Raw genomic sequence first — 12,895 nt, 5'->3', positions numbered from 1 at the left:
TGATTAAATTGGAAGACAACTTGCATGAGCGATAAGCAAACTCCTGAAAATGCAGTGGATTACAAAGCCACGCTAAACCTCCCAGGTACTGAATTTGCAATGAAAGCAAATCTCGCAGTACGTGAAGCGAAATGGTTGGAAGAGTGGTATGCCGACAACATTTATCAGCAGATTCGTGCGTCGCGTATTGGCAAGAAAAAATATGTGCTTCATGACGGCCCTCCATACGCAAATGGTCAAATTCACTTAGGCCATGCCGTTAACAAAGTGCTCAAAGACATCATCATTAAAAGTCGTGTGATGGATGGTTTCGATGCCCCGTATGTACCGGGCTGGGACTGTCACGGCTTGCCGATTGAACTGAAAGTAGAAGAAAAAGTCGGCAAAGTGGGTGTGAAAGTTGATGCTTCAACATTCCGTAAAGCCTGCCGTGAATATGCCTACACTCAAGTCGAATTACAAAAGAAAGACTTCGTGCGCATGGGCGTGTTTGGTGATTGGGACAACCCATACCTGACTATGAACTTCAAACAGGAAGCAGACATCGTTCGCTCATTGGGCGCAATTGCTAAAGCGGGCCATATTGAGCCAGGCTTAAAACCTGTGAACTGGTGTTTGGACTGCGGTTCAGCATTGGCCGAAGCGGAAGTTGAATACGAAGATAAAAAATCAGATGCAATTGATGTCGGCTTTACAGTTGTAGATCTTGCCGATTTATCTGCACGTCTAGGTGTTACAGTTAGCGATTCTACAGATATCGTGATCTGGACAACAACGCCTTGGACATTGCCTGCCAACCAAGCGGTTGCACTGCATGCAGACATTGAGTACCAATTGGTCCAAGCGACGGGCGAAAACAAAGTTGCTCAAAACCTGATTTTAGCTAAAGATTTGGTTGAATCTGCGACTGAACGCTACGGCTTTGAAGCATTTACCGTTCTGGCTGATTTTGCCGGTGCAAAACTTGAAAATTTAGTGTTGCAGCATCCACTGATTGCAGAGCGCCAAGTGCCTGTGATTTTAGGCGAACACGTGATTGCAACCAGCGGTACTGGCGCAGTGCATACGGCGCCGGGCCATGGTGTGGACGACTACAAAGTGGGCCTGCTTTACAACTTGAAAGTGGACAACCCTGTGGGCGGCAACGGCGTGTATTTGCCAACTGCGCCAATTTTTGCCGGTGAACATATTTACAAGGCCAATCCTCAAATTATTACAGCCTTGTCTGAAAGCAATAAGCTTTGGGCGCATGTGCCAATCAAGCACAGCTACCCGCATTGCTGGCGCCATAAAACGCCAATCATCTTCCGTGCGACACCGCAATGGTTCATCAGCATGGATGCCAAAGGCCTGCGTCAAAATGCACTCAATGCCATCGAAAATGACATCAGCTTTGTGCCGGATTGGGGTAAAAACCGTATTCAGGCGATGATCGAAGGCCGTCCAGACTGGTGCATTTCACGCCAGCGTACATGGGGCGTGCCAATTCCATTCTTCGTGCATAAAGACACCAATGAGCTTCATCCGCGTACTCCTGAACTGATCGAAGAAGTGGCAAAGCTGATTGAACAGGAAGGCATTGACGGCTGGTATAACCGCGATGCCGCAGCGTTTATCGGTGCAGATGCTGAACAGTACAATGCGGTACGCGATACCCTAGACGTATGGTTCGACTCTGGTACAACCCACTACGCAGTACTGCGTGAACGTGAAGAATTAACAGATCCTGCTGATTTGTACCTTGAAGGTTCAGACCAGCACCGCGGCTGGTTCCAGTCTTCGCTTTTAACTTCTATTGCGATCAATGAACGTGCGCCTTACAAAGGCTTGTTAACGCATGGCTTCGTGGTGGATGAAAAAGGCCGCAAGATGTCGAAGTCTTTGGGTAACATCATTACCCCGCAAGACATCATTAAAGACATGGGTGCAGACGGTTTACGCTTCTGGATCGCATCTGCCGACTACCGTTATGAAATGACCGCAGGTAAAGAAATCTTCAGCCGCGCATCTGACGGTTACCGCCGCATCCGCAATACGCTTCGTTTCTTGCTGGCCAACTTAAATGGCTTCAAGCCATCAACAGACGCGCTTCCTGTAGATCAATTGATCGCGCTTGATCAATACATCCTGCAGCGCGCGGCTGACGTTCAGAAAACTGTTCAGCAAGCTTACGAAGATATGAACTTCCATACCGTCACCAATGCCTTGACCAATTTCTGTATCAATGACTTGGGCGGTTTCTACTTAGACATCATCAAAGACCGTCAGTACACCACCAAAGCGGACTCTGCAGCGCGGCATTCTGCGCAAACAGCGCTGTATCATTTGGTTCAAGCCTTTGTGCGCTGGATGGCGCCAATCTTGAGCTTCACAGCGCAAGAAGCTTGGCCGCTGATTCCTGAGCAGTCAGAGAAATATGTCTTTACTGCTGAGTGGTATGACATTCCTGCAGCATCGGCTGCAAACGTGGTTTCTGAAGCAGAATGGCAAACCCTGATTGCTGTGAAATCTGCAGTGAACAAGCACATTGAAGCTGCGCGTAACGAGAAAACAGTCGGTTCCAACCTGTCTGCGAAAGTAGAGCTTTGGGCATCTGAAGACCTGAAAACTGTTCTTGACCGCCTAGGCGATGAGCTTCGTTTCGTCCTCATTACCTCTCAGGTGCTGGTCAACACATTTGACGCAGCGCAAGGCAATGAATCTGACCTTGAAGGTTTACGCGTAAAAGTATCGGCTGCTGACGGTGAAAAATGCGCGCGCTGCTGGCATGTTCTGCCGGATGTGAATACACATCATGAACATCCAGGCCTTTGTTCTCGTTGTATTATTAACCTCCCTACAGGTCAAGGCGAAGAGAGAAAATATGCCTAATCCGCAAGAAAAAAAGGGCTTATTCCAATTCTACCCGCACAATTTAGTGTGGGTGGGCTTATCCATTATTGCGATTATTTTGGATCAATGGACCAAGCATATTGCCAGCACGCATCTGAATTATGCAGATCCTGTGCCGGTACTGCCCTTTTTAAATTGGACATTACTGCATAACTATGGCGCAGCCTTTAGTTTCTTGTCCGATGCCGGCGGATGGCAGCGTTATTTCTTTACTTCACTGGCAGGTTTAGTGTCTGTAATTTTTGTATTTTGGCTGATGCGTATGCCAAAAACTGTGAAGATTCTCCCGATTGCAATTGCGCTGATTTTAGGTGGCGCAATCGGTAACCTGATTGACCGCATGTCATTGGGCTATGTCGTAGACTTTATTCACGTGTATTACAACAACAGCCACTTCCCTGCTTTTAATATTGCAGACAGTGCCATTACCCTTGGCACCATCTTATTGCTGATTGATACCTTCTTCCTAGAGAAGCAGCGTATTCAACGTGCGGAAGCGCAAAAAAATGACTGATTTTATTAATCCAAACGAAGAAACCCGTATTGAAGACGGCGCCAAAGTGGAGCTTCACTTTTCGGTTGCTATTGAAAACGGCGTAGAAATTGACAATACCCGCAGCCGCGAAGAACCTGTCAGCTTAGTAATCGGTGACGGTAGCTTATTGCCTGGCTTTGAAAAAGCCCTGTTTGGCCTGCGTGCTGGCGACCGCCGCACAGTCAGCCTGCCGCCGGAAGACGCTTTTGGCCCGTGGAATGCTGAAAATGTGCAAAAATTTGATACCGTCAAATTTGATCCTGCGCCTGTGGTTGGCCATATGATTGAGTTTGAAGATAAAGCCAAGCAAAGCCTGTTTGGCGTGATTAAAACGGTCGGTGAAGACATTACCGAAGTTGACTTTAATCACCCTTTAGCCGGTAAAAACATTACCTTTGAAGTGGAAATATTCAAAGTGACGCCTGCCGGACAGCAAGGCGTAAAACTGATGTAAAACCGCTTGCTCTAAAAAAAGCCCTGCCTGGGCTTTTTTTATGCCCGAATTTCGGGCTTCACCTGCTGCAGATACAATTTGCTTATAGGCACGGCCTGATAAAAATCATACTTTAAATACAGACTGATAGATAAAATACCGAACAAGGAAAACCGATGAAAATTTATATAATTGTGGGCAGCGTGCGTGAAGGCCGTACAGCAATCAAAGTCGCCAACTGGGTCAACAGCGCAATCAAGGGTTATGGCTACTCCACTATTCAAACAGAAATCGTCGATCTCAAAGAGTGGAACCTGCCCTTCTTTGCAGGCGCTCATCCGCCAATTACGGGTATTTATGATCAGCCGAAACAGCAGGAATGGGCGGATAAAATCTCTCAGGCGGATGCCGTGATCTTCATCAGCCCTGAATATAACCACGGCTACAGCCCTGCCCTGAAGAATGCGCTGGACTATATTGGCAAAGAATGGTCAGGCAAGCCGGCAGCCTATATCGGGTACGGCGCAACCAACGGATCACGCTCAATTGATCAAATCCGCCAAGTGGCAACCCAGTTGGGCTTGATTGACAGCAACGCGGTGATTGAAATCCGCGACATTTTTTCACGCAACTCTGGCAACACTTTTGAACCGAATCCATTTGATGAAAAAAGCCTCAAAGCTGCCATCGATAAACTCATTCAATATGTGCAATAAGATGTAATCCAGAGCTTACATGGAATGGGGAAATCACCACTTTTCACACATTGCAATTCAGCTTACATTGAATATATACAGAGACAGGATGTCTCGAAAGCCTAAAAACAATAATCATAAGCAGGATAGACGCTGGATGCGTACGGTACGACAGGAGTTATACCGCTGGAATGAATCTAAAAAAGCCTTGGCAGGATGCTAAGGCTTTTTTATTTCTAGTCTCTAAAACTGTCTAATTAAACTGCATATTTCAACTGAAAGCGGTCTTTTAAAAACAGTATAAAATCTCGATTTTCAGTTCTGCGCGGCTTAAAAAGCTCATGTACGTTTTGGCTTACATCACCAGTGGGAAATAGACACTATTCACTTTATCTTTTTCCTTTTATATTTAACTCATACAAGACAGGATGTCTTAAGAAAATAACAATAAACAATGCAGCAGGATGCTGACAGGTACGACAGGAGTTTTACCTAGAATGAATACGGAAAAACCTCAACAGGATGTTGAGGCTTTTTCTTTTCTAATGTGCGCATAACTGCCCTAGAATGCAATAACTTGGTTCTATACCCCATCAACGTTTAAGCAGTTGTCCGCATTTACTTACAGCGTATGCTGTGAAAACCGACTATTTTTAATACTAAAACATTTCTATTGTTAAATCATAAAGACAGGATGTCTTTTAATAAAAAGAAAAAATGCAATCAGCGGGATGCTGCAGGCAGACTGAATAAATGCCTTCTGAATGAATTCGAAAAAGCCTTGGCTTCTTGCCAAGGCTTTTTTATATACCTCGTTTTACAAATAAAACCAGCTGCAATTGGTCGTAAAAGTGGCAGTTCAGCAGCAAAATTTATACTGCGTGTGCAAAACTGTCCTTATAATCCAAACAGCTTCTACTAAAATAAAAACCGCAAGCCAAATATTCTTGCAATTTGACCCGCACAGTTCCATGGAATTGGACAGACAATAAAAACAACGAGAGAAAAAATATGCAGCTGCATCAGCAATTTTTGAATGAATACACCAAGGTGTTTGTCGCAAATGAAAGCAATGCTTCCTGTACGGCCTTAGCGCAATATATTGGTTCACACCGCGAACTATTGATGCAGCAGCTGCATCAATACGGCATTTTGCTTTTCCGCGGCTTCCTGATTGACCAGCCTGAACAGTTTCACCAACTGATAGAACAGTATTTTCAGCTGCAGCCTTGGAACTCTTTCAATCCCAATATGCCCGGCTGGGCAGCCTCTTGGATGCGAAAATACAGCGAAGGAATACTCGGTGCAGGCGATTACCGCCGTTATATTGACCGCAATACTGTACAGCTGGGGCCTGTAGAAAATTCAGTGCAGGGGCCGCATGTAGAGGGCGGGGTCCACTCAGAACGTTCGCGGTATATTGCCTTGTTTTGCCAAGAGCCTTCCACTTATTTAGCAGAAACAGGATTTAATAATTTAGAGCAGATTTGGGATAACTTGCCCAAATCTGCTCAGGAAAAATACCTAGGCGCATGGAATCATTTTTCTTATGTCTCGGCACGTAAAATCAATGCCATCGACCATCTGCTGCTGAAGAAAAGCCCGTTCAGCATTGAAATGCGCAAAGACCGCAAAGCCAAATTAACCTTGCAGCGCTCACCGCTGGTGATCCATCATCCTGAAACCAAAAAACTGGTGCTGCAGCCCTGGGCTTTTGCCAATAATACCAATTCATTTGCGCATCAAGCGGCTCAAAGCTGTTTCGAAAACCGGGGGGAAATCCAAATTGACTCTACCGCAGACGGCATGCAGCTGACATGGGAAATTTACAACCAGCAAGGCAGCCAAATTGAATGGACCGACAGCGAAAAGCAGCAGTTTTTTAATGCGCTTTATCAGGATGCCTTGCTGCTGCAGTGGCAAAAGGGCGATGTCGCCTTAGTGGATAATGTAAAAATTGCCCACTGGCGCATGAATGGTGAACAAGGCAAACGAAAACTGATTCAAATTCAAGCAAATGTATTTAATGCCGATGATCATTACGCGGCTTAAAAGACGGCCTGAAGCGGTTTAAAAAGTGATGTAAGCTTTGGCTTACATCATCTGCTGAAATCGGCGTCTAGGCAGGCTGTGTAAATCAGATTATTCTGCAGTTATTAGGAAATAAGATGTTTCCAAAACATAACAACAAGAAAAATAATATTAAGCACTGGGAAGTGAGGTACGACAGGAGTTATACCTAATACACGAAATACGAAGAAAACCCCAACAGGATGTTGGGGTTTTCTTTTTTTTTTCAGCAATGATTATTCTGCATGTCACCGCTTTTTATAAGCTTTTTAAATACGCTGCAACATCATCATTACCCGCCATTTCCGCAAGCTCTAATGCCGTGTATTGCGTTTTATGCTGCACATCTGCACCTTTCCCTACCAAGAGCTTCACAACGTCTAAATAGCCGTTTTCTGCTGCTGCATGCAGTGCGCTATAGCCTTCTTCATCGGCAGAGTTTACGTCTGCGCCATTGGCTAATGATTTTTCGACTTCAGCCAGTTCACCTAAAGACGCCCAATACACCAGTTCAGGCAGATGCAGTTCTTCATCGTCTTCAGGAATTGGGGAGAATGAGTTGAGTTTCATAGATTGTACATATCCCTAATATTTACTAAAATTATAAAATCAAATTTTCTCTTCAACTGTATCACTATCTATTTTTTTTGATACTTGCAAAGAGGCATACACCCTTTTTTTATGTTTAGGAAATTCTGCAAACTGTAATAACTGGGCAATAAAAAGGTCTTTTTTCCTATTACTCACATTATCTTTATTAAAAGAGTTATCAAAAATGAAGTCAAAAAAGCTTATCGCCATAAAGAAAGTATATTTTGCAATATAAAACAATCCAAAAATGAAAAGGCTAATAATAAATATTATGACTAAAGATTCAACAATATGAATTGATTGAAAAATTGCAAAAATATAGTCCGCATTTATACCAGCTGAAATCATCATTGCAGTAAATAAAGCAACTAATCCCATAAACATAGCTAGAACACGATTTTTAGAATCAATAGAGAAAATAAAATTATAAATTTTTTCTCTACTAATTCCTCTCCCTTTATACTTAGATTGAATAAAATGATATTTCTCAATTTTCTCAATTAAATTTATATATTCATTATTAGGTATAGCTAATATTTCATGAAACCATCTTTTTTTAATTTGTTGTAACGACAACTGATCATTTTTATATAGTTTACGGAATTTAGCCTTCACAATTTCATTTCTTTGTTTTTCTATACCATGAAATAGATAAAAGGTAAAAACCTCTGCTAACCCCATAATCCATAATATAATATTTTGAGTTTCTTTAGTGGTAGACTTTATAAAATAGAAGTAGCCAACTGAACTTGAAAAAAATATAAGCATAGAAATGATCAAGAAAAGAAATATCTTATTTTTAAATTTCCACACTGCTTGGTATGACTCAAATTCTTGATAATACTTTGTAATTAAACTATTCAATAAGATACCTATTAATCATTATACTTATCTTTGTTTTATCACAGCTCTAAAAATGAAAAAAGCCCCCTTACGGAGGCTTTTCTTTTTAAAGAATAACAACTTATGCTTTCGCAATGGAGGCTTCTTTAACATCAATCTTATCACTGTCATTGTCATGCATAATCAACGCAACCGCGATTGCCGTAATCAGTACAGGTAAACCCACTGCCATAAAGTTGAAATGCGCAGGTAAGTTCATACCCAGCAAACCGCCAATCAAAATTGGCCCTACAATCGCACCCATACGGCCAATGGCAGATGACCAGCCAATGCCCGTCGAACGTACTGCAAGTGGGTAGAACTGAGCTACATAGCTATACAGCAGCATTTGCGAACCAATGGACGCCGCACCCGCCAAGAACACCAAGATGTAAAGCAAGAACTGATTCGACTGGAAGCCCATCAAGCTCATTACAATCGCCCCCATCATGCCCAAAACCATCAACACAGGTTTTAAATGGAAACGGTCCGCCAAAATACCGCCGCCGACAATACCCACTACAGCACCCACGTTCATCACCATCATGAACATCAAGCTATTGTCCATAGAGTAGCCTGCCGCCATCATGAGTTTCGGCAGCCAGCTGCTCAGCGCATACATGGTCAATAAACAAGTAAAGAACGCCAGCCAAAACAGCAATGTATTCACTGCACGGCCGCGGCGGAACAGACTCACCACGTTTGCAGCTTCAGGCACACTTTCCTGAGGCAATGAAAATGTTGTTGTCTCCGTCACTTTTACTTCAGGTGCTAAACGCTTCACAATGCTGCGCGCTTTGTCCTGCTTATTTTCTTTCACAATAAATGCCAAAGATTCAGGCAAAAATTTCCAGATTACAGGCAATAAAAATACAGGAATGCCGGCAATAAAGAACATAATCTGCCAGCCGAAATCTGGCGTAAACCATGAACCTAATAGAGCAGCCATAACACCGCCAACAGCATAGCCGCTGAACATCGTTGTCACCAGCGTGCTGCGCATCTTCTGCGGTGCATATTCTGAAGTCAAAGCAACAAGGTTTGGCATCACACCGCCAATGCCTAGACCAGCCAGGAATCGCAAAATAGCGAATTCTGTTGGGTTTGATGCAAAACCGCCAGCAAAGGTTAATCCGCTGAAGAGCACGATGCAGATCATAATGACTTTTTTACGGCCAATTTTATCCGCCAATGAACCGAAGAACATTGCTCCGAACATCATCCCTGCTAAAGCACAGCTTGCAAGCATACCCGCCTGCATCGCTGTTAAACCCCAGTCTTTCATTAACAACGGTAAAACAACGCCGTTAATTGCTAAATCGTAACCATCAAACAAAATAATCAATAAGCACCAAGCCACTACATTGAAGTGGAACGGGGTAAATTTCGCCTTATCGACTATAGAATTTATATCTAAGTTATCCGTCGTCATCGTTCTCATCTCCCATGAGTACTTGTCCAAATTTTTCACATGAATTTTTAAGCAAAACTCAATGTTGGCGCACTATACGCAGGCCAAAATGTATGGACAATTAGACAAATGGATAAATAAATAAAATATGCTTAAATTAATGATTTTAATAATAATTAAATATACTGTTCTTTTATCAAAATATGAGTTTCTATGCTTATTTTTGTATTTAAAGTTTATATCAGACCTTAAATACCTTTAATTTATCTACATAAATTTAAAGAAGTTTTTAACCAAAATTTATTTAAAATCAGAATAAACCACTTTAGCATTCAAAATTTGGTTTCAATTGAAACAATTTCAGATACCCAATACCTTGAAACAAACCATAGGATTTTATTTGACGCTTTTTAAGCTTTTTTCATACTGTGAAAGAATAGATCTTGCGACTTTTTTCCCTTCTTTTATCTGTGATTTATTTAAAATTCGGTCAAAGTTCTTCAAATTTAACTTAGCCTCACTATCCCCTTTTTCCGCAGCCAGAAATATCCATGCATAGGCAATAATATAATCTGTTTCTACACCTTGCCCCTGTGCATATAAAAGGCCAATTTCATTATATGCAGGAACGTAAAACTGTTCTGCAGATTTTAAATACCATAAAAGTGCCTTTTCATAATGCTGTTGAACATATTCTCCTTGCCTATACATTTGGCCTAAGAGAAATTGAGATTGTGCATCACCAGCTTTAGCTGCCCTGCTTTGATATTCCAAAGCGCGATCCATATTTTGATGAACTCCATCTCCTTTAGCATACATAACTGCAAGATTTGCTAGAGATGGCGCATAGCCTTGATTTGCCGACTTTTCAAATAAAATGACAGCTTTATTGAAGTCTTTTGATGTTCCAAATCCTTGATAATACATACTTGCTAGATAATGCGTCGCTGCAAGATCCCCTTGACTTGATGACTCTTCAAACTCATTAAAAGCTTTTGTGTAGTCTTTTTTAGAATAAGCCATTAAACCATCATTAACATCAGCGAATACATATTGAATTCCGATGAATAAATTTAATATAAATACAATATAGCGCTTTTTGCTCGTCATTTTTCTTATCGCTTACTCATTATAAATATCACTATTAAGCTTCAGACTGCGCTCAAGGCTCTCCGCGGGCAATTATTTGCTATTTTTATTTAATGCATAAAAAAACACCCCTAACTGCTTGAGTTAGGGGTGTTTTCGAATAATGAGCTGGCGATGACTTACTCTCACATGGGTAACCCCACACTACCATCAGCGCTAAGAGGTTTCACTTCTGAGTTCGGGAAGGGATCAGGTGGTTCACTCTTGCTATTGTCGCCAGCACAACTGTTATGACTTTGCATTTGGTCTTATCTTTTCAGTGCCGTTGCTTGGTCAAATGAGTTATTAACAGAAGTACTTGAGTTCATTTAATTTGTTCATTGTATCTAGCTTTTTAACTAAATCAAGTTTGATTGATTATATGTGAATCAATTGAAGCATGATATACAGCTGCTTGGGCGTTGTATAGTCAAGCCTCACGAGCAATTAGTACTGGTCAGCTTCATGCGTCACCGCACTTCCACATCCAGCCTATCAACGTCGTAGTCTTCAACGGCTCTTTAGAGGACATAAAGTCCTAGGGAAATCTTATCTTGAGGTAGGCTTCCCGCTTAGATGCTTTCAGCGGTTATCCCTTCCGAACATAGCTACCCGGCGATGCGACTGGCGTCACAACCGGTACACCAGAGGTTCGTCCACTCTGGTCCTCTCGTACTAGGAGCAGATCCTCTCAAATTTCCAGCGCCCACGGTAGATAGGGACCGAACTGTCTCACGACGTTCTAAACCCAGCTCGCGTACCTCTTTAAATGGCGAACAGCCATACCCTTGGGACCTGCTTCAGCCCCAGGATGAGATGAGCCGACATCGAGGTGCCAAACACCGCCGTCGATATGAACTCTTGGGCGGTATCAGCCTGTTATCCCCAGAGTACCTTTTATCCGTTGAGCGATGGCCCTTCCATACAGAACCACCGGATCACTAAGACCTACTTTCGTACCTGCTCGACTTGTGGGTCTCGCAGTTAAGCGCGCTTTTGCCTTTATACTCTACGCGTGATTTCCGACCACGCTGAGCGCACCTTCGTACTCCTCCGTTACTCTTTAGGAGGAGACCGCCCCAGTCAAACTACCCACCAGACATGGTCCTCGCTCCAGATTATGGAGCAGAGTTAGAACCTCAATATTACCAGGGTGGTATTTCAAGATTGGCTCCACCGCAACTAGCGTCGCGGTTTCAAAGCCTCCCACCTATCCTACACAAGTAAGATCAAAGTTCAATGTCAAGCTGCAGTAAAGGTTCACGGGGTCTTTCCGTCTAGCCGCGGGTACACCGCATCTTCACGGCGATTTCGATTTCACTGAGCCTCTGCTGGAGACAGCGCCCCCATCATTATGCCATTCGTGCAGGTCGGAACTTACCCGACAAGGAATTTCGCTACCTTAGGACCGTTATAGTTACGGCCGCCGTTTACTGGGGCTTCGATCAAGAGCTTCGCTTACGCTAACCCCATCAATTAACCTTCCAGCACCGGGCAGGCATCACACCCTATACGTCCACTTTCGTGTTTGCAGAGTGCTATGTTTTTAATAAACAGTTGCAGGGGCCTGGTTTCTGTGGCTGCCAGCAGCTCAAGAAGCAAGTTCTATCACCGCCGGCAGCGTACCTTCTCCCGAAGTTACGGTACCATTTTGCCTAGTTCCTTCAGCAGAGTTCTCTCAAGCGCTTTGGTCTACTCGACCTGACCACCTGTGTCGGTTTCGGGTACGATTCCTGTGCAACTGAAGCTTAGAGACTTTTCCTGGAAGCATAGTATCAGCCACTTCACTGTACAAGTACAGCTTGCTATCAGATCTCAGCATAGAGTACCCCGGATTTGCCTAAGATACATGCCTACATCCTTTCACCTGGACAACCAACGCCAGGCTGACTTAACTTACTCCGTCCTCTCATCGCATTACACAGAAGTATTGGAATATTAACCAATTTCCCATCGACTACGCCTCTCGGCCTCGCCTTAGGGGTCGACTCACCCAGCCCCGATTAACGTTGGACTGGAACCCTTGGTCTTTCAGCGAACGGGTTTTTCACCCGTTTTGTCGTTACTCACGTCAGCATTCGCACTTCTGATACCTCCAGCAGACTTCTCAATCCACCTTCATCGGCTTACAGAACGCTCCCCTACCACTTGCAATAAATTGCAAATCCGCAGCTTCGGCATATAGTTTTAGCCCCGTTACATCTTCCGCGCAGGCCGACTCGACTAGTGAGCTATTACGCTTTCTTTAAAGGGTGGCT

10 protein-coding genes, 1 rRNA gene and 2 other annotated features are annotated in these 12,895 nt (G+C 43.4%); of the genes, 6 read left to right on the top strand and 5 right to left on the bottom strand.

Annotated features, from left to right (window positions below; translation table 11 throughout):
- The first annotated feature begins 24 nt into the window (after positions 1-24).
- The 6 genes from ileS to F941_RS00260 all read left to right on the top strand — a co-directional run bounded on the left by ileS (position 25) and on the right by F941_RS00260 (position 6,607).
- Positions 25-2,871: an isoleucine--tRNA ligase gene (gene ileS / locus F941_RS00285; protein WP_005006545.1), complete on the top strand. Its 2,847-nt coding sequence runs from the start codon at positions 25-27 to the stop codon at positions 2,869-2,871.
- Positions 2,864-3,406 (top strand): signal peptidase II, encoded by a 543-nt coding sequence (gene lspA / locus F941_RS00280; protein WP_005006542.1) that lies wholly within the window; start codon positions 2,864-2,866, stop codon positions 3,404-3,406. Before ileS ends, lspA begins: the two co-directional genes overlap by 8 nt.
- Positions 3,399-3,881, top strand: coding sequence for an FKBP-type peptidyl-prolyl cis-trans isomerase (locus F941_RS00275; RefSeq protein ID WP_005006540.1), 483 nt, complete (start codon positions 3,399-3,401; stop codon positions 3,879-3,881). Before lspA ends, F941_RS00275 begins: the two co-directional genes overlap by 8 nt.
- Before the next feature lie 155 nt (positions 3,882-4,036).
- Positions 4,037-4,576, top strand: a complete 540-nt coding sequence (locus F941_RS00270; protein ID WP_005006539.1) for an NADPH-dependent FMN reductase — start codon at positions 4,037-4,039, stop codon at positions 4,574-4,576.
- Positions 4,577-5,249: 673 nt separating this feature from the next.
- Positions 5,250-5,477, top strand: coding sequence for a hypothetical protein (locus tag F941_RS00265; protein ID WP_018573066.1), 228 nt, complete (start codon positions 5,250-5,252; stop codon positions 5,475-5,477).
- A gap of 89 nt (positions 5,478-5,566) precedes the next feature.
- A complete protein-coding gene (locus F941_RS00260) occupies positions 5,567-6,607 on the top strand; it encodes a TauD/TfdA family dioxygenase (RefSeq protein ID WP_005006537.1) in 1,041 nt (346 codons plus the stop codon).
- A gap of 276 nt (positions 6,608-6,883) precedes the next feature.
- Here F941_RS00260 and F941_RS00255 read toward each other — a convergent pair whose 3' ends face one another.
- The 5 genes from F941_RS00255 to rrf all read right to left on the bottom strand — a co-directional run bounded on the left by F941_RS00255 (position 6,884) and on the right by rrf (position 10,879).
- Positions 6,884-7,195 (bottom strand): ankyrin repeat domain-containing protein, encoded by a 312-nt coding sequence (locus tag F941_RS00255; RefSeq protein WP_005006535.1) that lies wholly within the window; start codon positions 7,193-7,195, stop codon positions 6,884-6,886.
- A gap of 39 nt (positions 7,196-7,234) precedes the next feature.
- Positions 7,235-8,080 (bottom strand): hypothetical protein, encoded by an 846-nt coding sequence (locus tag F941_RS00250; RefSeq protein ID WP_005006534.1) that lies wholly within the window; start codon positions 8,078-8,080, stop codon positions 7,235-7,237.
- 100 nt (positions 8,081-8,180) lie between these two features.
- Positions 8,181-9,530, bottom strand: coding sequence for an MFS transporter (locus tag F941_RS00245; RefSeq protein ID WP_005006532.1), 1,350 nt, complete (start codon positions 9,528-9,530; stop codon positions 8,181-8,183).
- Positions 9,531-9,905: 375 nt separating this feature from the next.
- Positions 9,906-10,619: a tetratricopeptide repeat protein gene (locus F941_RS00240; RefSeq protein WP_005006530.1), complete on the bottom strand. Its 714-nt coding sequence runs from the start codon at positions 10,617-10,619 to the stop codon at positions 9,906-9,908.
- Positions 10,620-10,764: 145 nt separating this feature from the next.
- Positions 10,765-10,879 (bottom strand): 5S ribosomal RNA (gene rrf / locus F941_RS00235).
- Positions 10,880-11,076: 197 nt separating this feature from the next.
- Positions 11,077-11,949 (bottom strand) — a sequence feature (23S ribosomal RNA rRNA prediction is too short).
- 1 nt (position 11,950) lies between these two features.
- Positions 11,951-12,707, bottom strand: a sequence feature (23S ribosomal RNA rRNA prediction is too short).
- Positions 12,708-12,895: the final 188 nt, after the last annotated feature.

The sequence above is a fragment of the Acinetobacter bouvetii DSM 14964 = CIP 107468 genome (genome assembly GCF_000368865.1).
GTDB lineage: Bacteria > Pseudomonadota > Gammaproteobacteria > Pseudomonadales > Moraxellaceae > Acinetobacter > Acinetobacter bouvetii.
Note: the sequence above shows the minus strand (reverse complement) of the source record. Positions and strands in the feature narration are given on the sequence as shown.

Excerpts from the sequence above, each read along its gene's own strand:
- F941_RS00255 (WP_005006535.1), bottom strand. The coding sequence starts at position 7,195 with ATGAAACTCAACTCATTCTCCCCAATTCCTGAAGACGATGAAGAACTG.
- F941_RS00245 (WP_005006532.1), bottom strand. The coding sequence starts at position 9,530 with ATGACGACGGATAACTTAGATATAAATTCTATAGTCGATAAGGCGAAA.
- F941_RS00260 (WP_005006537.1), top strand. The coding sequence starts at position 5,567 with ATGCAGCTGCATCAGCAATTTTTGAATGAATACACCAAGGTGTTTGTC.
- ileS (WP_005006545.1), top strand. The coding sequence starts at position 25 with ATGAGCGATAAGCAAACTCCTGAAAATGCAGTGGATTACAAAGCCACG.
- F941_RS00240 (WP_005006530.1), bottom strand. The coding sequence starts at position 10,619 with ATGACGAGCAAAAAGCGCTATATTGTATTTATATTAAATTTATTCATC.
- F941_RS00275 (WP_005006540.1), top strand. The coding sequence starts at position 3,399 with ATGACTGATTTTATTAATCCAAACGAAGAAACCCGTATTGAAGACGGC.
- lspA (WP_005006542.1), top strand. The coding sequence starts at position 2,864 with ATGCCTAATCCGCAAGAAAAAAAGGGCTTATTCCAATTCTACCCGCAC.
- F941_RS00270 (WP_005006539.1), top strand. The coding sequence starts at position 4,037 with ATGAAAATTTATATAATTGTGGGCAGCGTGCGTGAAGGCCGTACAGCA.
- F941_RS00265 (WP_018573066.1), top strand. The coding sequence starts at position 5,250 with ATGTCTTTTAATAAAAAGAAAAAATGCAATCAGCGGGATGCTGCAGGC.